The organism is Gemmatimonadota bacterium (assembly GCA_026706845.1).
In the GTDB taxonomy this organism is placed as follows: Bacteria; Latescibacterota; UBA2968; order UBA2968; family UBA2968; genus VXRD01.
The window spans coordinates 1-22,460 of record JAPOXY010000054.1 but is presented as its reverse complement, the minus strand read 5'-3'; the positions used below and the strand labels follow the sequence as shown (position 1 = coordinate 22,460).

At 50.7% G+C, this 22,460-nt stretch carries 19 protein-coding genes; 2 read left to right on the top strand and 17 right to left on the bottom strand.

Going from position 1 to position 22,460, the window contains the following annotated elements:
* Positions 1-49: 49 nt before the first annotated feature.
* Complete coding sequence (gene truA, locus OXG87_05275) at positions 50-790, bottom strand: tRNA pseudouridine(38-40) synthase TruA (protein MCY3868948.1); 741 nt, start codon at positions 788-790, stop codon at positions 50-52.
* A 241-nt stretch (positions 791-1,031) separates the two neighbouring features.
* On the opposite strand from truA, the gene OXG87_05270 reads away from it, so the two are divergent.
* A complete protein-coding gene (locus OXG87_05270) occupies positions 1,032-3,401 on the top strand; it encodes a DNA internalization-related competence protein ComEC/Rec2 (GenBank protein ID MCY3868947.1) in 2,370 nt (789 codons plus the stop codon).
* Positions 3,402-3,848: 447 nt separating this feature from the next.
* Here the strand turns inward: OXG87_05270 and OXG87_05265 are convergent, their stop codons facing one another.
* The 14 genes from OXG87_05265 to ggt all read right to left on the bottom strand — a co-directional run bounded on the left by OXG87_05265 (position 3,849) and on the right by ggt (position 19,882).
* Positions 3,849-4,817 carry an acetyl-CoA carboxylase carboxyltransferase subunit alpha gene (locus tag OXG87_05265; GenBank protein ID MCY3868946.1) on the bottom strand — a complete coding sequence of 323 codons (969 nt, stop codon included), beginning with the start codon at positions 4,815-4,817 and terminating at the stop codon, positions 3,849-3,851.
* Positions 4,818-4,829: 12 nt separating this feature from the next.
* Positions 4,830-6,035 carry a pyridoxal phosphate-dependent aminotransferase gene (locus OXG87_05260; GenBank protein ID MCY3868945.1) on the bottom strand — a complete coding sequence of 402 codons (1,206 nt, stop codon included), beginning with the start codon at positions 6,033-6,035 and terminating at the stop codon, positions 4,830-4,832.
* An 8-nt stretch (positions 6,036-6,043) separates the two neighbouring features.
* Entirely contained in the window at positions 6,044-7,240 is a 1,197-nt protein-coding gene (gene argJ, locus OXG87_05255; protein ID MCY3868944.1) for a bifunctional glutamate N-acetyltransferase/amino-acid acetyltransferase ArgJ, read from the bottom strand.
* A 17-nt stretch (positions 7,241-7,257) separates the two neighbouring features.
* Positions 7,258-8,430, bottom strand: a complete 1,173-nt coding sequence (locus OXG87_05250) for an aminotransferase class I/II-fold pyridoxal phosphate-dependent enzyme (protein ID MCY3868943.1) — start codon at positions 8,428-8,430, stop codon at positions 7,258-7,260.
* Positions 8,431-8,450: 20 nt separating this feature from the next.
* Complete coding sequence (cimA, locus tag OXG87_05245; protein MCY3868942.1) at positions 8,451-10,031, bottom strand: citramalate synthase; 1,581 nt, start codon at positions 10,029-10,031, stop codon at positions 8,451-8,453.
* Between the two features lie 173 nt (positions 10,032-10,204).
* The gene (locus OXG87_05240) at positions 10,205-10,798 is read right to left on the bottom strand and encodes a 3-isopropylmalate dehydratase small subunit (protein ID MCY3868941.1); all 594 of its coding nucleotides are present in this window, start codon (positions 10,796-10,798) and stop codon (positions 10,205-10,207) included.
* A 14-nt stretch (positions 10,799-10,812) separates the two neighbouring features.
* A complete protein-coding gene (gene leuC, locus OXG87_05235; GenBank protein ID MCY3868940.1) occupies positions 10,813-12,210 on the bottom strand; it encodes a 3-isopropylmalate dehydratase large subunit in 1,398 nt (465 codons plus the stop codon).
* 80 nt (positions 12,211-12,290) lie between these two features.
* A complete protein-coding gene (locus OXG87_05230) occupies positions 12,291-13,847 on the bottom strand; it encodes a 2-isopropylmalate synthase (protein MCY3868939.1) in 1,557 nt (518 codons plus the stop codon).
* Between the two features lie 136 nt (positions 13,848-13,983).
* Positions 13,984-14,475 carry an acetolactate synthase small subunit gene (gene ilvN, locus OXG87_05225; GenBank protein ID MCY3868938.1) on the bottom strand — a complete coding sequence of 164 codons (492 nt, stop codon included), beginning with the start codon at positions 14,473-14,475 and terminating at the stop codon, positions 13,984-13,986.
* Positions 14,476-14,854: 379 nt separating this feature from the next.
* Positions 14,855-15,604, bottom strand: coding sequence for a RidA family protein (locus OXG87_05220; GenBank protein ID MCY3868937.1), 750 nt, complete (start codon positions 15,602-15,604; stop codon positions 14,855-14,857).
* 17 nt (positions 15,605-15,621) lie between these two features.
* Positions 15,622-16,479 (bottom strand): hypothetical protein, encoded by an 858-nt coding sequence (locus tag OXG87_05215; GenBank protein MCY3868936.1) that lies wholly within the window; start codon positions 16,477-16,479, stop codon positions 15,622-15,624.
* A gap of 15 nt (positions 16,480-16,494) precedes the next feature.
* Positions 16,495-17,040 carry a YkgJ family cysteine cluster protein gene (locus OXG87_05210; protein MCY3868935.1) on the bottom strand — a complete coding sequence of 182 codons (546 nt, stop codon included), beginning with the start codon at positions 17,038-17,040 and terminating at the stop codon, positions 16,495-16,497.
* 14 nt (positions 17,041-17,054) lie between these two features.
* Positions 17,055-18,233 (bottom strand): hypothetical protein, encoded by a 1,179-nt coding sequence (locus OXG87_05205; protein ID MCY3868934.1) that lies wholly within the window; start codon positions 18,231-18,233, stop codon positions 17,055-17,057.
* Positions 18,234-18,244: 11 nt separating this feature from the next.
* The gene (gene ggt / locus OXG87_05200; protein ID MCY3868933.1) at positions 18,245-19,882 is read right to left on the bottom strand and encodes a gamma-glutamyltransferase; all 1,638 of its coding nucleotides are present in this window, start codon (positions 19,880-19,882) and stop codon (positions 18,245-18,247) included.
* A 199-nt stretch (positions 19,883-20,081) separates the two neighbouring features.
* Here ggt and OXG87_05195 point away from each other — a divergent pair, with 199 nt between their 5' ends.
* Entirely contained in the window at positions 20,082-20,753 is a 672-nt protein-coding gene (locus OXG87_05195) for a response regulator transcription factor (protein MCY3868932.1), read from the top strand.
* 52 nt (positions 20,754-20,805) lie between these two features.
* Here OXG87_05195 and OXG87_05190 read toward each other — a convergent pair whose 3' ends face one another.
* Both OXG87_05190 and OXG87_05185 read right to left on the bottom strand, forming a co-directional pair.
* Complete coding sequence (locus OXG87_05190) at positions 20,806-21,729, bottom strand: phytanoyl-CoA dioxygenase family protein (protein ID MCY3868931.1); 924 nt, start codon at positions 21,727-21,729, stop codon at positions 20,806-20,808.
* A 38-nt stretch (positions 21,730-21,767) separates the two neighbouring features.
* Positions 21,768-22,460, bottom strand: a 693-nt coding sequence (locus OXG87_05185) for a restriction endonuclease (protein MCY3868930.1), incomplete at its 5' end; no start/stop codon positions are given.

Here is a 22,460-nt window from a genome sequence, read left to right as displayed (position 1 = left end):
CACAGGCCCAACAGCAAAATCAGCAGGGGGTGCTTCACGGCACTCATCCTCACGGGAGTTCATCGTCGTAAATCACCCTTTCGAGAAACAAGCCCTGGGCAGGAGCGGATTCTCCGGCACTTTGGCGGTTGCGAGCACAGAGAATATCGCGCATAGATTCGGCTGGGCGCGCCCCTCGACCCATTTCTACGAGGGTGCCAACGATACTGCGCACCATTGCGCGTAAAAAGCGATCACCGGAAATATGAAATGTGAGTTCGTCACCCTGCTGTTGCCAATCGCAGGTATAGACCTGACAGACTCGATTTTCTTTTTCATAGGCCGCCACGCAAAAAGACGTGAAGTCGTGCCGACCAATGAGCGTTTTGCTCGCCCGTTTTATCACATCCAGGTCGAGTTTGCGACGTATATACCACGCATAGTGCCGACCGATGGGCTGTTTATTATACCGGATGCGATAAAAATAATATCGGCGCTGGGCATCAAAACGCGCGTGAAAGTCAAGGCCGACATAATCGGCTCTTTTGACGGCAACATCGGGTGGTAACATGCCATTGAGCGCGTGCTGCAAGCGATCGAGCGAAATATCGCGCGTGGGCGTGAAATTGACAACCTGCCCGAGTGCGTGGACGCCCGCATCTGTGCGACCAGACGCCGTAACCGAAATCGGTGCACCATAGAGTTGCTCAAGGCGTGCCTGAAGTTCGCCCTGGACCGTGCGCTGGTCGGGCTGAATTTGCCAGCCCTTAAAATCAGTTCCATCGTATTCGAGCGTCAGGCGAATCTGCATGATAACGGCCCGCACCAAACGCGAAGAGAGAACGATCCCAACTCCCAAAAAAAGCATACAGTTGAAACTCAATTTCGAATAGTTTTGCAAATATACCATCTCACATGGGTAAAGTCAATGACGAAAAGGGGAAACATTTTTTTCAGACAAGTGAACAGTTTTTTCCTCAAATAGCGAAATGAGCACGCCATGAGAGATGGCACGAAAATTGCCACAATACGGGTTCGAGAAAGGAAAAAACATGAGAAGACCTGCATTGTGGACTGCGCTGTACTTTGCTTTGGGAATCGGCTTACACAGGTATATTGGGGTATTTCTGATCCCCACCATGCTCTGTGCCTTTGCGGTCATTTGTATTTGTGGCGCGGGGCTGTGGTGGCAATGGAATAAGGGAAAAATGAGCATCCTTTTTGCGGGCCTTCTCATTTTGCTGGGTGCATTGAGAAGCGCGCAGAGCCTGGAACGCGCTGTAGATCACTTTGCCCAATTCTTACCTGCAGACCGCACACTTATCGAAGTCGAGGGATTGGTTTCATCGGACCCCGAAAACATCGACGGCGATTATCGCATCGTCTTTGATATACTTCAACTCGTCGTCAAAGACACGACGCGCGCTGTAAGTGGCAGGGCACTAATCAGGTTTAAGGCGGGTACCGCATTGCCTGCCTACAGGAATCGAATGCAATTGCAGATCCAGCTTTATCAACCGGATCCCCCGCGAAATCCGGGCGCATTTGATTATCGGGAATATCTGAAACGCAGGGGCATTGATGCTCTGGGCACGGTACAAAAGCCCTCTCAGATTATTGCACATCGACGAGAAAAAGACGACTGGTGGGCGCAGATCGTATTACCCGTCAGAAATCTCATTCGCCGGACAATTGAGCAGAATCTTTCTGGCGGGCCTGCTGGTCTCTTAAAAGGGGTACTTTTGGGCGCAAAGCACGCCGTGCCCGAAGAAGTCAAAACCGCATTCACGCAAACCGGCGTCAACCACGTCTTAGCGGTATCTGGACTTCACGTGGGATTGATTGCTGGAGCTGTATTTTTCTCGCTAAAGATACTGGGAATCGGGCGAGGTATCACTGCTGCATTGACAATCTGCGCGCTGGTATTTTACGCGCTAATAACCGGGTTGCCACCTTCAGTCGTGCGCGCTTCGACAATGGGCTGTGTGGCACTTTTGGGCATCGTGGGGCAACGCGATATAGACGGTGGAAACATCCTGGGCATAGCGGGTTTGGGATTGTTGATCGTTCGACCACAGGATTTATTCGATGTGGGTTTTCAACTGTCATTTGTAGCCACGGGCGGCATTTTGATCTTTTATCGGCCACTGCGCGATTTGTTGCCCCAAAAAAAGGGATGGTACGATACCTGTATCGCAGGACCGCTGGCTGTTTCTCTCGCCGCTCAAGCAACGACCCTTCCCTTTATTGTGGCATATTTTGGGCTGGTATCGGTCATTGGCTTGATTGCAAATTTAATTGTCGTGCCGCTCATAGGCGTTGGCGTTGGACTGGGACTCCTGACTGTATTGGCTTTCGCCTGTTGGGAACCCATAGCGACGGTATTAAACGCCGCGAACTGGCTCATTTTGAGCACAGCAATCAAATGTGCAGAATTTATGGCCGAGCCAGAGTGGGCCGCCTTTGAAGTTGCGCATCCCTCCTGGGTTATCTTTGCGATTTATCTGGTCCTGATACCTCTAATTCACCCGACTGCCAGACGGCTCTGGAGTACTTATTGTCTCATAATCGCCCTTGTTCTGGCAAATATCGGGATTTGGAAAAATATCTCGCAAACAGAATCAGCCCTTGAAGTCTATTTCCTCGATGTCGGTCAGGGCGACGCTATTTTTTGCAAATACCCGAATGGACTAACACTCCTGGTCGATGGTGGTATTCGCACGCAATACACCGACATGGGAAAGCGCGTGATTCTGCCATTTCTCAAAAGTCAGAGCATTGACCATATCGATGTCGTGGTTGGGTCTCATCCACATGCCGATCATATTGGCGGCCTGATCTCCGTTTTGGAACAAATGTCAGTAAGTCATTATCTCGATGCGGGACAACACGTCGATTCTTTTACGGGAAAACGGCTTCAAGAGGTCGTAAAGACAAACGGCATCAGATATCATACTGTGGCTGCGGGAGATAGTCTGGTGGGTATTGGCGGTCTGGTACTGCATCCGACATCGGCTTATGTTTCCGACTCGGGACCGGCACCCGATGGCGTGAATAATGGTTCGGTCGTCATTCGAATCGTCCATCGGGGAACATCGATATTGTTGACCGGAGACATAGAGCACGAGACAGATGGCGACCTGATGCGCTGGGGACCTCGCCTGCGCTCAGACATCCTCAAAGCAGCGCACCACGGCTCGCGCACCTCCTCGACGCCCGAGTTTCTCGCGAGTGTCAATCCCAGCGTTGCGGCCATATCATGCGGAAAAAACAATAAGTTCCGGCATCCTTCGCCAGAAGTTGTGCAGCGCTTTCACGAGATGGGGATACAAATCTGGCGAACCGATCATTCGGGTGCAATCGCAGTGAGAATAGACCGCGGACACATCGATATCGTACCGTGGTTAAAAAATGAGGAATAACGCGATGTTGACTTTAGTCCTCACATAAAAAAAGCGATCCAGATAGGATCGCTTTTTTCTGAGGTGGATGAAGGGATCTTTCCCATCAGCCTGCGCTGATTGGGGTGCACCAAAATAGGGATGTGGTTTCTTCAGTATGTCGGCCAGTACCATAGTATTATCTCCCCCGGTAATACCATAGTTTGACCGTTAAAGGCCAACCCAAATTCCTCCTGGACCAATTCAGGGCTGGAAGGTTAGAGCAACCTCCATCCACCTAAATAGAAATACCTATAACCATATCAAAAATATAGAGATACAGCAAAAGTTTCTTTTAAATCACACATAGAATATATATAGTGAAAGTCCGCTCGTCAACTACTAAATTGCCCTTTAATGTCGGTTTTTTTTGGATGATTGAAATAAGGTCTTGAAACTACAGATATTCGGGCTGGATGTACGATCTCGCTATCTATGGGATTCCTCCCAAATCCCCATTCGATTGAATTTTTCAACCCGCAATTTTGGAAGATTTTCAGCGGGTATCTTAACAATCTCTGAAAAAGCATCTGAAACGGCTTTTTTGAGATTTTGCGCGGCCAGATCAATGTTGCGATGTGCGCCCCCATAAGGCTCTGACACAATGCTGTCAATGACGCCGAGGTCTAATAGATCATCGGCCGAGATCCTCATGGCTTCTGCGGCTTCTGTGCGTTTGTCGCGGTTGCGCCAGAGAATGAGCGAACAGGATTCGGGATTGATCACGGAATACCAGGCATTTTCGAGCATGAGGATCTGGTCACCTACCCCAATGCCGAGTGCACCTCCGCTCGCACCCTCACCGATAATAGCAATGACAATGGGAACAGGTAGCCGTGCCATCTCAAAAAGGTTGCGCGCAATGGCTTCTGATATACTTCGCTGTTCTGAGGCCAGCCCTGGAAACGCGCCCGGCGTATCGACCATACAAAGCACGGGCCGACCAAATTTGGCAGCCAATTGCATCAACCTCAGGGCTTTGCGATATCCTTCTGGATGAGGAAGGCCAAAATTGCGCTTGAGATTCTCGCTTGTATTGCGCCCTTTTTGTTGCCCGATAACGACGATGGGTTGGTCTTCAAAATACGCCAACCCCCCGACAATCGCCTGATCATTTCCACTACAGCGATCGCCGTGCAGTTCGATAAAATCAGAAGTTATACGGTCGATATAGTCCAGCGAATAAGGGCGCTGGGGGTGGCGCGATAGCTGATACTTTTGCCACCGCGTGAGATTGCGAAAAATCTCGCGTTCGAGTTTCGCGTGGCGTTTCTCGAGAACTTCAATTGCGTCAGTCACATCCAGACCTTCCGCTTTGGCCCGTTTCCGAAGCGCGGCGATTTTCTCCTCCAACTCGGCCAGTGGCTGTTCAAAATCGAGATAAGATCGGTCGCTCATGAATGTCTTCCTTTATAAAAGTGCGGTCAAAGCCGCTTCAATGCGATCCATGCCCCGGGCGATATACTCGGGTGACGCAGCATAGGAAAACCGCAGATACCCCGGCGCTCCAAACCCCGTGCCGGGAACGCAGGCAACACGCGCTTCTTCAAGCAGAAAATTGCAAAGCTCGACATCGCTGTCAATATGCCCGCAAGATGACGATCTGCCAATGTATTCAGAGATATCGGGAAAAACATAAAACGCGCCCCGGGGCATATTGCAAGACACGCCCGGCATCTGATTGAGACGAGAAACTATTTGATTGCGTCGTATAACATAAGCTTGCCGCATCACTTCGACGCAGCCTTGAGGGCCTGTAAGAGCTTCGAGCGCGGCGTATTGGGAAATCGAGCACGTATTTGTGGTCTCCTGGGTCTGGACTTTAATCATAAGATCAATCAAATTCTGGGGACCTGCGCCATACCCAACGCGCCATCCGGTCATCGCATAGGATTTTGATACCCCATTGACAGTCAGCGTTTTATCTGCCAACTCGGGCAACAAAGCGGCAATAGACACATGCTCGGCATCTTCGTAGAGAAGCTTTTCATAGATTTCATCGGCAATCACATAAATATTAGCACCCGCAATCACATCGGCCAGTGCATTCAGGTTCTCACGAGTATAAACACTTCCCGTCGGATTACAGGGACTGTTTAAGAGCACAAATTTTGTTCTTGGGGTAATGGCATCCTGGAGTTGCCGCGCCGTCATGCAAAAATCCGAATCTTGCGTGGTCGGCACAATGATCGGATTGCCACCCATTAAGCGCACCTGATCGGCATAGCTCGTCCAATAAGGAGCGGGAATAATGGCTTCGTCCCCCTCCTCTATTAAAACAATAATAGCGTCAAAGATGGTTTGTTTTGCCCCACACGTCACAATAATTTGTGAAGGGTCATAATGCAAATTATTGTCGCGCTCAAACTTGTCGCATATCGCGCATTTGAGTTCGGGAATGCCCGACGCGGGATTGGTATATCGCGTATGGCCCGCTTTAATCGCGCGAATCGCAGCATCTCTTATATGTTCAGGAGTCTCAAAATCGGGTTCCCCTGCAACGAGAGAAATGAGATCAACGCCCTGTCGTCTCAGTTCTCCTGCTCTGGCAAAAGCCGATACCGTCGCAGAAGCCTGGATATTGAGAACGCGCTGTGTAAAAGGAAATTTGGGCATGTGAAGTATTATGTCGTGTATTCCGCATTTATGCGGACATAGTCATAAGTCAAATCACAGGTATAAATGGTCGCCGATGCCTCGCCGATGTTCAGATTAATATCAATATCTATATCGGCAGCACCTAAAGCCTCAATAGCGCGGTCCTGGTCAAAAGGCAAGCCACTGCCATTATCATAAATGGGGATACCGGCCATTGAAACGGCTGTGCGGTCGGGATCAATGGCAACACCGGCATAACCCGCGGCGCACAAAATTCGCCCCCAATTGGGATCGCGTCCAAAAACAGCAGTCTTGACCAGATTTGAGTTGGCGACAGACAGCCCCACAGTACGTGCATCAGCCGTAGTACCTGCGCCATCAACGCGAACAGTGATAAGTTTGGTCGCACCTTCGCCATCGCGAGCAATTTGTTTGGCCAGACTAATGCAGACTGCATTGATCGCAGCCTGGAAGACCCGAAGGTCTTCGCCTGCGAGTTCGCTCTTCCTCGCCGCGCCATTTGCCAGAGCCAGAACTGTATCATTGGTACTCATATCGCCATCAACAGTAATGCAATTAAAAGATAGTGTAACAGCTTCACAAAGCGCGTCCTGGAGTACCCCGGGAGAAAGCGCCGCATCTGTGAGCACAAAAGCGAGCATAGTCGCCATATTTGGCGCAATCATACCCGCGCCCTTGGCGATCCCGGCAATGGTAATTTCACAGCCATCTATTTCACATCGCACAGATGCTTTCTTGGGCACGGTATCAGTCGTCATAATCGCCTCTGAAGCATCGTCCCATCCCCCAACATCGAGTTGTGGAATAATATTTCGGATACCCGTTTCAAGACACCCCATCGGCAAAGGCACACCAATGACCCCTGTCGAATTGACCAACGCATCTTCTGGTGCAATATCCAACCCACTGCCCACCCATTGCGCCATCTGGCGCGCATCGGCCATGCCCTGATCACCGGTACACGCATTGGCATTTTTGCTATTGACCACAATGGCGCGCGTCCGTCCATTTTTCAGATGTTCCCGATTGAGATGCACGGGTGCTGCACACACGCGATTTGTCGTAAACATCCCCGCTGCCGAAGCCGCCCGATCAGAGACAATAAGCGCGAGATCTTTCTCATCCCCATCTTTGAGACCACAATGAAGTCCCGCGGCCATATAGCCTTTTGGAGGACAGATAGTTTTTTCATTAATCGCCACAATAAACCTTCTTTCGATTAAAAAAGCGCGCGTTTGACATTGCGAACAGCCTGGCGGATTCGGTGTTCATTTTCGACCAGAGAAATGCGTACATATCCCTCGCCCATATCGCCAAAACCAATACCAGGAGAAACCGCGAGTTCGGCCTCTTCCATGAGCTTGAGGGCAAAATTCATAGAACCGAGATACCGATACTTTTCTGGAATAGGCGCCCAAACAAACATCGACGCCTTGGGCTTGTTGACGGGCCACCCAATGCGATTGAGACCTTCTACCAGCGTATCCCTGCGGCTCTGATACCTGGCCGCCGATTGCTGCACGCAGTCCTGCGGGCCATCAAGCGCGGAAATTGCAGCGACCTGTATGGGAGTAAAAACGCCGTAATCGTAGTAATTTTTGATCACGGAAAGCGCTTTAATCACCTCCGGATTTCCAAGACAAAACCCCACGCGCCAACCGGCCATATTATAGGACTTGGACATCGTGTAAAATTCAACTCCGACTTCTTTGGCCCCCTTAACCTGTAAAAGACTGGGTACACAGGTATCGTCAAACGCAATATCCGAATATGCCATATCGTGAATAACAATAATATTTTGACGGCGGGCAAAAGCCACGATCTCCTCAAAAAAAGAAATATCAACAGTAGCCGTGGTGGGATTGTGGGGAAAATTAAAAATCATCACTTTGGGTTTGGGCCACAATTCCCGCGGGATCATTTGCAGATCGGGCACAAATTCTTTTTCCGGGCGCAAAGGCATGCTGAAGACATTGCCATTGGCAATCGCAACACCATAAAGATGCAGAGGATACGCCGGATTTGGCACAATGGCGAGATCGCCGGGATCGAGAAGCGCGAGACAAATATGCGCCAGCCCCTCTTTCGAGCCAATAGTCACAATCGCTTCAGTCTCCGGATCGAGATCAACGCCAAAACGGCGTTTGTAATGGCGACAAATCGCCCGCCTCAAAGCCGGAAGGCCCGCCGATGGCGAATATCCATGCGTCTTGGGGTCGCGGACAACCTCAGTAAGTTTATCAATAATATGTGGCGGTGTCGGCTGGTCGGGATTGCCCATACCCAGATCAATAATATCAACGCCCTTGCGCCGCAGATACATCTTGCGGGCATTGACCTCGTGAAAAACATAGGGCGGTAAGCGTTCAATGCGGCGAGAATTGATTTGCATACAATACTCTTTGAAAAGGGTCAGTCAACAACGATAATATCGTCAAGTAGCAATTTATAAGTCAAACTATCGACCAGTGCTGTCCAACTGGCTTCGATGACATTTTCAGATACCCCTACAGTACTCCACACGCGCCGCCGGTCAGAAGACTCGATCAACACGCGCACCTTGGCTGCCGTACCATCGGCACTGGATAACACGCGCACCTTGTAGTCTTCAAGACGCACATCTTTCAGCATGGGATACTTTGGTTCAAGTGCCAGACGCAATGCCGAGTCGAGGGCATTGACAGGACCATCACCTTCGCCAACCGTGTGGTAGATCTGTCCTTCGATCTCTATTTTCACAATGGCTTCTACCTCAGAGCCTGCAGCACTTTTGCGATTGATCGTCCTGTAATTGATGAGCTTAAACGGTTTCCGAATACTGCCCAATATCTGGCGGGCGATAATTTCAAACGACGCTTCAGCGGCTTCAAAAACATAGCCCTCGTGTTCGAGTTGCTTAATTTTTTGCAGCAATTTCTGGACAGTTGGATGACGCTTGTCCAGCCCCGGAATCAGATGGTGCAATTTTGCTGCAACAGCTCCGCCACCCGATTGTTCTGAAAGCAAAAAACGGCGCTGATTGCCCACAGATTCTGCATCGCAGTGTTCATACGCGACGGGTTGTTTGAGCATCGCATCGACGTGAACCCCCGCTTTGTGAGCAAAAGCACTCTCGCCCACATAAGGTTGGCGGTGATCGTGATAGACATTGGCGATTTCGCTGACAAAACGCGATAATTCCATGAGTTTTTTCAGATTTTTCGCGCCAATAGCTTTCATCCCCAACTTAAATTCAATATTTGGAATCACCGAACACAGATTGGCATTGCCACAGCGCTCCCCATATCCATTGATCGTACCCTGCACATGCGTGGCACCCATCTCGAGTGCGACAATACTATTGGCCACGGCCATTCCCGCGTCATTGTGTGTGTGAATCCCCAGAGGAACATCGAGCCGGGGTTGAATACCGCTGATAATCTGCTGTATCTGATATGGCATCGTACCGCCATTGGTGTCGCACAAGACGAGCACCTCGGCTCCACCTGCTTGCGCGGCCAACAAAGTTTCCAGCGCGTATTCGGGATCGGCTTTATAACCGTCAAAAAAGTGTTCAGCATCGTAAATAACTTCACGGCCATTTTCTTTGAGCCAAGCGCAAGAATCCCTGATAATTTGCAGATTCTCGTCCAGTGTTGCCCGCAAAACATCCGTCACATGAAGCGTCCAGCTTTTCCCAAAGAGCGTGATGACCTCTGTTCCCGCCTTGAGCAAAGTGGTAAGGGTGGGATCGTCTTCGGGCGGATTGTCAACCCTGCATGTACTGCCAAAGGCGACAATTTTGGTATTGTGAAATTCGAGATCGTGCACGCGGTCAAAAAATTCGAGATCCTTGGGATTCGTCGGATTGGGCCAACCGCCTTCAACATAGTGAATGCCCATCGCATCGAGATGCTGTGCAATCACGGTTTTGTCTTCAGCGGAAAATGAAATACCCTCTGCCTGCGCGCCGTCTCGAAGGGTCGAATCGTAGATTTGTACAAGTTCAGACATGTGATTTCCTCTGGTTTGGGTAAAGTTATCCAATATGGGTCATGCAAAACGATCCAATACCCAAACCAATGGCCTCCGGGCAACGAGTGCCCGGATAATATCTCCTGCCTGTTCGCATATGAGAATGCATAATAACTCGCAAAAAAGCCCGCGAGATGCGGGCGTAAAAAAGATTAAAAGCCCGTAACATAGGGAAGATTATTGGCAACCTCCCGCACCGCACCGCGGCCATCGAGAAGCATACCCGTTGCATCCCACGCGCCCTCGATAAGTTGGAGCCGATTGCCTTCTGCAATCTGGAGATCGACTTCTATATCGCCAAATATCAATTTTTTTTCTTTTAAATCAACAGTCATCTCCCGTTGCGGATCTGCTTCAGCCGCGTCCTGTATCTTGGCAATATCCCCGGTTGAAGCCGTCAGGCAAGGCACGCCCATAGCCGTGCAATTGCCCAGGAAAATTTCGGCAAAAGATTCGCCCACAATGGCATAAATCCCCCAGCGCATCAGCGCCTGGGGCGCGTGTTCTCTGGATGATCCACACCCGAAATTGCCATTGGCGACGAGTATGGACGCCCCCTGATAGCGCGGATCATCAAATGGGTGATCGGGATTTGATTTGCGATCATCTTCAAATGCGTGCTCTCCCAGGCCGTCAAACGTGATAGCGCGAAGATATCGCGCGGGAATAATGCGATCGGTATCGATATCATTTCCCCGAACGGGAATCGCACGACCTTCTACCTGCTGAATCACAGATGAATTCATAAATAACCCTTCCTTCACATAGCGCGAACGTCAATAACCTCACCCGCGATAGCCGAGGCTGCGACCATTGCGGGACTCATCAAGAGCGTGCGCCCCGTGGGGCTACCCTGACGCCCTTTGAAATTGCGATTGCTCGACGACGCACACACCTCGCGCCCCTGCAATTTGTCGGGATTCATAGCCAAACACATCGAACACCCTGCACCGCGCCATTCAAACCCCGCATCTTCAAAAATGTGGTGCAAACCTTCGGCTTCGGCAGTCTTGAGAACGGATTTGGACCCCGGCACAACAAGCGCTTTGACGCCATTGGCCACCTTGTGACCCTCGACAACTCTGGCAGCTTCTCTCAGGTCAGAGATACGGCTGTTGGTACACGATCCCACAAAAGCCACGTCAATAGGCATACCAGATATGGCCGTACCCGGTTTTAAGTCCATATAATCATACGCTTCGGCTGCAACATCACGCTCATCGTCGGGCAGATCTGTCAGCGCAGGCACTTTTTCTGTTACAAAGAGCGCCTGCCCCGGCGTGATACCCCATGTCACGGTAGGCTCGAGAGCGGAGCCATCGAGGTGATAAACATCGTCGTAATCGGCGTCGGCATCCGAAGCCATAGAACGCCACCAGGAAACCGCGCGATCAAAAGCGTCTCCTGCAGGCGCATACGTGCGCCCCTGCAAATAATCAAACGTCGTCTGATCGGGATTCACATACCCCGCGCGCGCACCGCCTTCAATGGACATATTGCACACCGACATACGCGCTTCCATATCCATAGCTTCAATAGCGGATCCGGCATATTCGTAAGCATAGCCCGTACCGCCTTTTACGCCGAGATTGCGAATAATATTGAGAATGACATCTTTGGCGTAAACCCCTTTGCTCAGCGTACCGGATACTTCAATACGACGCACTTTAAGGGGATCCATAGCCAAACACTGCGTGGCGAGCACATCGCGCACCTGCGAGGTGCCAATACCAAATGCAATAGCACCATAAGCACCGTGCGTTGAAGTGTGACTATCGCCACAGGCAATGGTCATGCCCGGCTGTGTCAAACCCAGTTCGGGACCAATAACATGGACAATACCCTGACGCTCGTCGTCGAGACCAAAAAAAGAAAGGCCGAACTGTTGGGCATTTTCTTCAATGGCAACCATCATATCCTCGGCCATCTCATCGGCAAATGGACGGGCAACATCACTTGTGGGCACAATGTGATCAACCGTGGCAAATGTGCGTTCTGGATACGCGATGGTGAGGCCGCGCTCTCTGAGCATATCAAAAGCCTGCGGACTGGTAACCTCGTGAACGAGATGCAGGCCGATAAACAACTGCGTCTGCCCCGATGGCAGCGTTCGCACCGCATGCGCGTCCCAAACTTTGTGAAATAAACTTTGACCCATCTATAACCTCTATTCTTAAAACCCTTTGGAACCACAGATAAACACAATAGCGTCTATCCATCTGCGTCCATCTGCGGATACTAAACGGTTGGTTCTCGCTCCTTGTGATTATCCTGCTGAATGGCCAGGCGATTGAGCGCATCGAGAAAAGCTTTGGCACTGGCTTCAATAATATCGGTTGAAACACCGCGTCCCCTGATTATCCGACCATTGCACGACACATTGACCGTGACTTCTCCCATCGCTTCGGCACCCCCGGTAACGCTGCGAATAGTATAATCTTCCACTTTTGTATTTGTATTGTCCGTGGCTTTCTTAATCGCCCGATACGTCGCATCTACTGGCCCATCGCCCCAAGCAGATTCCTGAACGTGGTTTTTACCGTCAATACCAATGCGAACCGTCGCAGAGGGAACCGTACCGGTACCACTCACAGTATGCAAATAGTCCAGCACGAACCGCATGGGAAAGTCTCGAATCTCATCTTCCACAATGGCCATGAGGTCTTCGTCATAAACTTCCTTCTTCTTGTCGGCAACTTTGACAAAACGCTCATAAGCGATATTTAATTCATCCTGATTGAGATGATAGCCGAGCTCTTCCAAACGATGGCGCAATGCGTGGCGGCCAGAACGCGCCGTGAGCACAATGCTCGATTCTTCCCAACCCACAGATTTGGGATCGATAATTTCGAAATTTTCGCGGTCTTTGAGCACCCCGTCCTGATGGATACCCGAACTATGTGCAAAGGCATTGGCTCCTACAATGGGCTTGTTGGGCGGAACGACAATACCCATGAGGCGGCTGACCAGACGGCTCGTGTTTACGATCTCGCGCGTCTTGATATCCGTATAGAGATCGAAATAATCCCCTCGCGTCTTGACGGCCATAACCACTTCTTCAAGCGAGGTATTGCCCGCGCGTTCACCCAACCCATTAACCGTGCATTCGACCTGACGCGCGCCATTTCTGAGTGCTTCGAGAGCATTGATAGTCGCCATGCCCAAATCGTCGTGGCAGTGGACACTGATAATGGCGCGATCGACATTGGGCACTTTCTCGCAAATATTGCGGATAATGCGACCAAACTGGTCGGGAACTGCGTAGCCCACAGTATCGGGAATATTGATGGTTGTCGCACCCGCTTCAATGGTGGCTTCGATCACGTCGAGGAGATATTGCGGATCTGTGCGCGCAGCATCCATCGGCGAAAACTCCACATCGTCGCAATGCGACTTAGCTCGCGCAACCGCATCAACAGCCATTTGCAGAACTTGATCGGGCGTTTTGCCCACCATGGAAATATGGAGCGGAGAGGTCCCAATAAACGTGTGTATGCGCGGATTTGGCGCACCTTTCAGGGCTTCACCTGCGCGGTCAATATCTTTGAAAATTGCGCGAGACAGACCGCAAATAACAGGGCCCTCGACCTCGTGTGCAATGCGCCGCACCGCATTGTAGTCCTGATCGGACGATACGGGAAATCCGGCCTCGATAACATCGACATTGAGCCGCGCGAGTTGATGGGCAATTTCAACCTTTTCGCGCAACGCGAGCGAAGCCCCTGGCGTCTGTTCCGCGTCTCTCAAAGTGGTATCAAAAATAATGACGCGGTCTTTGTTTTTCGCGTTTGACATTGTTATTCCCTAAAACATGCCAGAATCGAAGAGGAAATGGGCAGATGGAACGCTCTGGCGGTCTATCCCCATCTGCCAAACGAGAGCGAGTTCTTCGGTAAGATCACCGAGATCGGGATCCATCTGCATCACCTCCTTATTGTATCGCGGAATCTCGCAACAGGGCAACCGTGCCCGTGCGCGCGATTTCTTCGATGCCAAAAGAACTGAGCATGCCAATGATAGCCTGAATTTTATCATTTTTGCCCGTAACCTCTATGGTCATCGATCTGGGACATACATCGACAATATTTGAGCGGAACACCTCGGCAATTTGGATAATTTCTGCACGCGTTGTTGTATCGGCTTTGACCTTGACCAACATGAGTTCGCGTTCGACAAATTGGCCCTGTGTAATATCGATCACGCGAATGACATCAATAAGACGGTCCAATTGCTTGACCACTTGCTCGAGCACGCTATCGTCACCACCGACGACAATGGTCATGCGAGAAATACTCGGATCCTCTGTCTCGCCAACGGACAGACTATCGATATTGAATCCGCGACTGGAAAAAAGGCCCGCAACGCGACACAGAACGCCAAAATGATTTTCGACCAGGGCACTTATCGTGTGTTTTTGAGTCATTAAACATTTCCCGAATACATGAAGTGACAACGACCTATGAGTAAATCACAGGCTCTGTCCTTTTATAGGTGTTGTCGCAAGAGTTGGGGAAAGAGCCTGAAACTAATGAGTGAGAATGGATAGAAAAAGGCTCACGAGCAGGAGAAGGTGCAGAACGAGCAGAGCTCGCCCTGCAATAGAAAGGCACAAAGAACGGATACGCAATTGTACACCGTCTCGCATTGTGGAAATCGCCAATGTGGAAATTGAGCGCATAATAGAAGACTTGAAAAAGAAAGTAATAATGTATTTTAGACTGAATAACTTACGCAATCTCAGTGGAATATGTCAAGAAAAAATATCATTTCGCAGCCAGCCCACCCCATCCCTGCCCATGATCTTATATCACAAAGTCCAGCCGCACCCCCCGCATATCCATCTCAAATTCAATATCGACCACTGGTGGACGGGTAAAGTGCCAGCGGAAACCGTGCCGTCGGACTGGCCCGATGCGATTGAACAAAATATCCTCTACCAGCCCGTCCAGAGAATGCACCGTGTACACATCCACCGCATTGATCATCTCCCAGGCCCCACCCAGACCAAACAAACGCTCGACCATTACATCCACCACATAACCAACCTTCTCCCGCATCGCTTCTGCACTGATATCCCCACTGCGGACAATACCCTGCTCCACAAGTACCCCCTCGCGCAATTCCCCGGCCCCGGCGATCACCAGAGTCCGCGGTGCATCAGTCGCTGCTGGCACCGTATAGGAAAATGCATGCAGCACCGGTTCCCCGGGTGGATCGAACAGCGGAGCCACATTGGTGCGTGCTACTGGATTCAACTCTCCCACGTACAGATCCCAGGCCTTGAGCACCTGACAATAATCCCGATTGAAAGCGATAAACCCCGCCATAATAAAAGGCGCAGGCGAACGCAACTCCATGCCACACAACGCCTGTCGATCTCGTCCGACCTCCTCCAAATGCGCCTCAACCCGATCAAACCCCTGCCGCCAGGGCAAAGCCTGTTCCAGTGTCACATGGACGACCTCCCAGCCGGGATCAGCAATAACGCCGCAGGAATAGGGGTCAATACCCTTGAGAAAGTGGTAGTGTCCTTCGGACTTGGCAATCAACATGACAACCCTCTGTACAATTACAACCGCCCATTCGCCCTGAGCGTGAGAAGTGTACCCAACGTCACCCAGCTGCGCCATTCGAATTCGCAACCCGGACTCACAGCTTGCCAGGTAATATTCCACCCACCATCGGCTTGTTGTCCCGCAACAATTGCATCGAGATTTGCCTCAATCTCCTCTTCTCGAAAGTACTTGCGAAGCGGATGGTCGGACGTCTTCGCCCAGTCGAGCGGTTTGCGGACATAGCCCGTGGCATTTGCATCGGCAACGAGACCCGCAGAGAACATCCCACCGACCAGACGCTCGAGTTCGCGCTCTGCACGCACCCGGTCTGGCACATAATAGAGAAAAGTCAGCACCACACCCATTTCGTGCATCTCTACGGGTTGCAAATCGGCTATCTTTGACCAGCAGTACGCGGTCGCGCGATCTACCCACACATGTCGAACGCGATTCTTGTGTAACAAACCAGCAATCGCAGCCGTTGGATTCAGAGACGCCGGCGGATTTTCAACTGTATTCCACCATGATGCTCGCGGATAGCGATGTGCAGAAGGCAACAACCACGGAACACCGCCTTCGGGCGTCGCAATCGCCATCAGATAATCGCAGGCGCGCTGCACCATCTCGTCATCAAAACCCACGGCATCGAGAAACTCAAGCGCGTGCTGCACCGGCACGGGTTGACTTTCTGGACAGCGAATATCCGGTTCAAGGGCATGCCCAAATCCGCCATCTTCATTCTGATAGGCGCGAAGCGCTGTGAGCACCTGCTCCCGCGAACCCCCTTTGAAATGAAAGGCAAACAACTGCCGCTCGAGCAACCGCGCATTGTTATAGATAAATTCTTCAGCGCGATCAAAAATATTATTCATAGACTATCTTCTCTTTCACTCCAACCCAATAAATTTGAGAAACGTCTTTTTATCGCCCGTCTCTTTGCGCGCGTTCCACGCTTCAACTCTGGCATAATAGGGTTCTTCTTCCCACGTCTCCCATTTTGCAATAGCCTTAATCTCACCCAATGGCGTGTACCCGTCGAGTTCATACGGACAATCGGTAGATTGGCTAATGCTGAGCAACTCGATATCGCCCTCTTCGTCAAACTCGAGATCAAATGGATATCTTCGGCAAGTCACCGGACGATAATCGTAGATACGACACAAATCGTCTTCACCCAAATATTGGCATCCGCCCTCAGTTCTACGCAAACCCATAATGCGCTGGCCAGACTTCAAACTTATCCAGCCGGGCTGGTCTTCGCCCCATTCAATTTCACTCGGCTTATAAAAATCGACCACATCACAAGCCGCCTGGTTTGTGCCCTCAATAATGCGGCGCACATCTTCGTCAGTAACCAGAACAATGGGGTCTCGACAGCAATTTCCACAGCGAGTGCAGCGAAACTCGAGCAAGTGTTTCCACTCTTGCGCCATATCGTCTCCAATAGTTATACAACCTTTTGCTCCAACCAGTCCTTAGTAATTTCAAGACCAAAACCGGGGGCATCGCTCGGAATGAGATAACCGTCTTTTATCACGGGGGTTCCCGGTAGCGCGACGCGTTCCTCAAGCGGGACGCCCGGAGGCGATACCCCTTCGGAACGCTCGCCCCACTGTATCGCTGGCATAGCATAAGAAAGGTGCTGACCGTAGGGGTAATTCATGCCCGCGTGGCTGATAACCGTTAGCCCATGCGCCTCGGCAATATGGCATATTCGCATCAAAGCCGTAACACCACCTGCCCACTGAATATCGGGCTGCAAAATATCGACAAGCCCCTGGCTCGCGGCTGTAGCAAAGGGATGAATGGTGTACCAGTGTTCGCCCGTTGCGAGAATCTGCCCGGGGACGCGTTGGCGCACTTTCATATAGCTTTCCATATCTTCGGGCAGCACGTAATCTTCAAGCCACTTGAGGCGATACGGCCTCAGAGCTTCGACGAGGCGAACCGTGTACTCGACATTGAGCGACATCCACGCATCGAGCATGAGTTCCACATCATCGCCAATCTGCTCGCGCGTTTTGGCAACCAATTCTTCAGTCTTATTTATGCCCTCAATACCGGACTCCGGTCCATATCGCGCAAAGAGCTTGACCGCCTTGAACCCCAGTTCGAGAAACCATTCAATGCTATTTTCCGTACCATAAGATATATCTGTATTGCTGGCATAACAGAAAATTTTTTCTTTTTGAGGACCGCCCAAAAGCTCGTAAACAGGACGCTGCAAAATTTTTCCTTTCAAGTCCCACAGGGCATTATCCACAGCACTGATGGCATAGCTGGACAAACCCGCCGTATGATAAGGCGAAGAAGCGCGGCGCATCATATCCCATAACTTTTCAGTCGCCATACAATTTTGCCCTTCGAGCAAAGGAGCAAAATGATCGTTGATAATACTGAGCACCGGACCGCTATTGATGGTGAAACCAATTCCCCAGGTGCCGTCATGCGCGGTCACGACACAGGCTGCGCGGGTCCAATTTGAACTCCACTTCGATTTTTTAAATTCGGGATATCGCGCCATAGGGCTAATAAACCCATCTGTGGGCAGCTTTGGGACGCGAGGTTCTGTTTTTTGATCGGGAGAAATATCGACGGCAACTGCGCGAATATCTTTGATTGTCATAATCGTTCCTCTTAAAAAGCAACGGCGTATCCATCTCGCCTGGGATCTGAACCGCCCATCAGGGTCCCGGTCTCGGGATTGATCTGAATGGCCTGAGCATTTCCCGGCCCACCCCAATTTGAGAGGTAGCGAAGGTCGTGACCTTTCCGAGCCAGAGCTTCGCACTCGATTGTAGGAAAACGGCTTTCGAGTTGAAGCACATCTTCGCAGGTATGGGGAACCGTGGATTCCATGGGATTTTGCAGAGAACGCCAGCGGGGGGCTTCAACAGCCTCTTGAGGTGTCATGCCAAAATCCAGAATATGTGTCACCAATTGCAAATTCGTCTGCACCTGTGTATCTGCGCCCGGCGTACCGCATATCAGAACGAGTTTACCGTCTTTCGCGACAATAACGGGATTCATAGTGTGGCGAACCCTCTTTCCAGGCATCAGACAATTGGGATGATCTTTTTCGAGATGCCAATAAGTCATGCGGTTATTGAGAAGAATACCCGTATCCCCCGCAATAAGACTTGACCCCCAGCCAGATTGAATACTCTGCAATTGACAAACCGCGTTGCCCTCGCCGTCAGCTACGCAAAAACATGTAGTATCCTCAACCGATTCCGGGATACCGGGCGGGACGTGGATAGCAGCGCGTTCGAGGTCAATACACGCAGCGCGCTCTTTTGCATACTCTTTCGAAAGAAGTCCTTCAACCGGCACATCAATCCAATCTGGATCGGCCATGTATTTTTCTCGGTCTGCAAAAGCGAGTTTCTTGGCTTCGACCATAAGGTGGATACTCTCGGCAGTATTGCAGCCCAGTGCTCGAAGATCAAAATTTTCGACAATATTGAGTTCTTGAAGTAAAATATGCCCACTCGAATTGGGCGGCGTTTCATACACCGTATAACCTTTGTAGGTCACAGCAATGGGATCGCCAATGCGGGCGCAATGGTTTTTCAAATCGGCTTCGGTAAACAAACCACCTCGCGACTGGCTGAATGCAACAAGTGCCCGGGCTATTTCACCCGTGCGATAGGCGTCTCGGCCCTCTGCGGCAATTATCCGCAAGGTCTTACCCAGGTCCTTCTGATAAACTATATCCCCGGCACTAAGAGGCTGACCATCATTTGTGAAAACCGCCCGCGTATATGGATCGGAAGCAAAGCGTTTTGTTTCCCCCCGCAAGCTATCCGCCAATTTGTGACTGAGCGGAAAACCATCTTCACAAAGGGCAATTGCCGGCGCAAAAATATCTTCGAGCGGACGCGTGCCAAAGTGCTCGTGAGCAACGAGCCAGCCGTCAACAAGACCGGGAATGGAAACGCTCAGAATACCTTTCATCGGGATACCACCGCGTTTGAGATAAAATTCTCGGGTCGCACCCGTTGGGGCTGCACCAGTGGCATTGATGGCAGATACGGTACCCGTCTTAGCCGAGTAAATTAAAATAAAACCATCGCCGCCTGCGCCTGAAGATTGCGGTTCAACCACACCGAGCGCAGCAGCCGTGGCAATAGCCGCATCAATGGCATTACCACCCCCCATCATAACCTGAATACCTGCTTGAGAAGCGAGATGGTGTCCCGATGTGACCACGCCATTTCTGCCCATAATGGACGGCCTGAAGGCGGGATAGGCAATTGCATGAGGAGAAGACATAATGTGCTCCTGAGGCGATTTTTTGATAAAAAGTGATAAAAGTGTTTTGTCAACGCCCGCGCCCGTATTCTTAGATACACCTTGACAAAATGCCCTGAGGCCACTAATTTTCGGCTTTCTGTTTTCAGTACTGATATTACACACGGGCGCATTAAAATGCGTAATATCAGTTCCTCCCTTACTCCCAATTTCGTCTCCAATGGCAACTATTCTTCTTCTCGCAGACGAAGCCTACGGCGCGCGTCTCAAATCAGACCTCGAATACATCGGGCATCAAGTTGAACACATGATCCTGAGCGGACGGAGCAATTTGCCACCCATACCCACCAACGGCATTGACTTGACCATCATTGACCCCGAGTCCTCCCTCGATCGCCTCGCACAGGCCATTGCGCACCTTCAACAACAGCGCCCTGCCAACGATAGTTCCCTACTCGTCATCACCGATGAAATGACCGCACTCAACCTCGATTTTTCACTCGGTATTTCAGATTTTATCATCAAGCCCTATAGCCTGCGCGAGTTCGAAGCCCGCCTGCGCCTGGCTCTTTGGAACGACGACCATCCCCCCGACGACCACACCCTCAAAATAGACGACCTCGTCATCAATATGGCGCGCTACGAAGTGCGCGTCAAGGGCAGTGTTGTCGAACTCACACTCAAAGAATACGAACTACTCAAACATCTGGTCACCCACGAAACCCGCGTATTTACCCGATCGGACCTGCTCGACAGCATCTGGGGCTATGACTATTACGGCGGCATGCGCACCGTTGACGTCCACATTCGCCGCCTGCGCTCCAAACTCGGCGAATCCGGCAAAGCCATTACCACAGTGCGCGGTGTCGGCTACAAATTTGATCCCTCCTGATATTCAAATGACACACCACAAACCCCAGAAGCACGCTCCTGGGGTTTTATTTTCAGATCACAACATCCTGTGCTCGCGTCTGTGCCCAGGCTCGCAGCGGAACATCATCCCAATTCTTAGTCAGCCAGTATTGTGACGAAGGATGAAAATCTGGTTCTGGACCAAGCGGGTCTTTTCCCGATGCCAGCGCGCCCAACAACTGACGCCGAATTGGCGAACTCCGTTCAATAAGCTCCGCATCCTGCGCGATATAATCAGTCGGACGAAGCCAACGATAATTATAGCCCACATGCATAATCTTTCGCGTTTTTCTCGACAAATTGGGACCCACGCAGTGCCACACCGCGGTTCGCCACAACACTGCGGAACCAGCCCGCAACTTGAGCTCAACCGCCTCTTCTGGATTGACCTCGCGCCCCATTTCCCGCAACTCTTCTGGCCTGCGCTTGTGACTGCCCGGCACCAACCACAGATTGCCACAATTGGATTCGGTCATATCGTAAAGCACGTAAAAAACCTTGATCTCCATAAACGGGAGACGTCCATCCAGCGAAGGACCCAGAAACAGCGTATCGCTCGCCAAATCGGGATGCCATGCCACATTGCGGTACCCAACCTCCTGATCTTCGCCCTTGCCAACGCCAACATCGCCTGCTTTCAAACCCTCGGGATACGGCGGTCGATAATCCAGATGCGTGGTACGGATCTGAATATTCCAGCCAATCGCATCCACCACCAGAGGCAGCATGCGCGGATGATCGATCAAATCGAGAAACGCCTCGTGCTGCGATAGGGCATTGCGCACGGCAAAAGGATCATCAGGTCCCAGACCCTCGGCCTCTCGAATCCGCTCTGCCACCTCATCAATAGCCCTCAATAGCCGATTCACCTCGTCCTGAGTAAAAAAATCCTCAAGAATAACAAATCCCTTTTCATCAAAATCTCTCTCTTGCTGCTCTGTCATCGCAAGGGCCATAAATCCCTCCTTGAGCCTGTAAGTATCAGCTATGCCAATTATTGAAGCTCTGGATCTGCGTTCGCACTTCGTTCTATCAAATATTCACTTGAAGGTGATTTGATCAAAACTGCGCTATTCCGCCATTGTAAATATAAATCAGGCGGGATATTTTGATGGAGACCTTCAATTGATTCTATAGGTGGTCTGATATATTTTTGGACAAATATAGACAAAATTTCCCCCGATTTTTCATTTATATGACTCCAGGCTTCATCTCCAATATATGAAGAACCAGCCGCATTTTCAAAAGCTGCTTTCAATTCATCAAGTCTTGGTGAGGGTGTGGGATCGAGCACTATGAGAATAGGTTTGAATCCAGCTACCTGACATTCAAAGGGAAACGATAATTCTTCGCCGAATCGGCCTTGCCCACTCGCAGCAATTGTCACCCTCATTTTGAATTCATAGGCGAGATTTTCTCCAGCCACAAAACAATCAACTTGTCTGCCTCTTGAGGTCTGATTTCCGTTACCATCAACTCGTTTTACGAGTGAATTTCTCGCACCAACAGGCGTACCTCCCAGACAACTTGCTAACACAGGCTCAAACAAATATCCCGTTTCCTGTGCAGAGCGATTATCTATATCATATATCCATTTTCTCCAGGACATCCATCCCGACAAAAGTTCATCATCGCATCCTCCATATTCCAATAAAGAACGTGGACCTATTTGATCCATGTGTGGCAA

What these genes read in the sequence shown, in the direction of transcription:
- truA (MCY3868948.1), bottom strand. Translation starts at nt 790, where the DNA reads ATGCAGATTCGCCTGACGCTCGAATACGATGGAACTGATTTTAAGGGC.
- OXG87_05270 (MCY3868947.1), top strand. Translation starts at nt 1,032, where the DNA reads ATGAGAAGACCTGCATTGTGGACTGCGCTGTACTTTGCTTTGGGAATC.
- OXG87_05265 (MCY3868946.1), bottom strand. Translation starts at nt 4,817, where the DNA reads ATGAGCGACCGATCTTATCTCGATTTTGAACAGCCACTGGCCGAGTTG.
- OXG87_05260 (MCY3868945.1), bottom strand. Translation starts at nt 6,035, where the DNA reads ATGCCCAAATTTCCTTTTACACAGCGCGTTCTCAATATCCAGGCTTCT.
- OXG87_05250 (MCY3868943.1), bottom strand. Translation starts at nt 8,430, where the DNA reads ATGCAAATCAATTCTCGCCGCATTGAACGCTTACCGCCCTATGTTTTT.
- cimA (MCY3868942.1), bottom strand. Translation starts at nt 10,031, where the DNA reads ATGTCTGAACTTGTACAAATCTACGATTCGACCCTTCGAGACGGCGCG.
- OXG87_05240 (MCY3868941.1), bottom strand. Translation starts at nt 10,798, where the DNA reads ATGAATTCATCTGTGATTCAGCAGGTAGAAGGTCGTGCGATTCCCGTT.
- leuC (MCY3868940.1), bottom strand. Translation starts at nt 12,210, where the DNA reads ATGGGTCAAAGTTTATTTCACAAAGTTTGGGACGCGCATGCGGTGCGA.
- OXG87_05230 (MCY3868939.1), bottom strand. Translation starts at nt 13,847, where the DNA reads ATGTCAAACGCGAAAAACAAAGACCGCGTCATTATTTTTGATACCACT.
- ilvN (MCY3868938.1), bottom strand. Translation starts at nt 14,475, where the DNA reads ATGACTCAAAAACACACGATAAGTGCCCTGGTCGAAAATCATTTTGGC.
- OXG87_05220 (MCY3868937.1), bottom strand. Translation starts at nt 15,604, where the DNA reads ATGTTGATTGCCAAGTCCGAAGGACACTACCACTTTCTCAAGGGTATT.
- OXG87_05215 (MCY3868936.1), bottom strand. Translation starts at nt 16,479, where the DNA reads ATGAATAATATTTTTGATCGCGCTGAAGAATTTATCTATAACAATGCG.
- OXG87_05210 (MCY3868935.1), bottom strand. Translation starts at nt 17,040, where the DNA reads ATGGCGCAAGAGTGGAAACACTTGCTCGAGTTTCGCTGCACTCGCTGT.
- OXG87_05205 (MCY3868934.1), bottom strand. Translation starts at nt 18,233, where the DNA reads ATGACAATCAAAGATATTCGCGCAGTTGCCGTCGATATTTCTCCCGAT.
- ggt (MCY3868933.1), bottom strand. Translation starts at nt 19,882, where the DNA reads ATGTCTTCTCCTCATGCAATTGCCTATCCCGCCTTCAGGCCGTCCATT.
- OXG87_05195 (MCY3868932.1), top strand. Translation starts at nt 20,082, where the DNA reads ATGGCAACTATTCTTCTTCTCGCAGACGAAGCCTACGGCGCGCGTCTC.
- OXG87_05190 (MCY3868931.1), bottom strand. Translation starts at nt 21,729, where the DNA reads ATGGCCCTTGCGATGACAGAGCAGCAAGAGAGAGATTTTGATGAAAAG.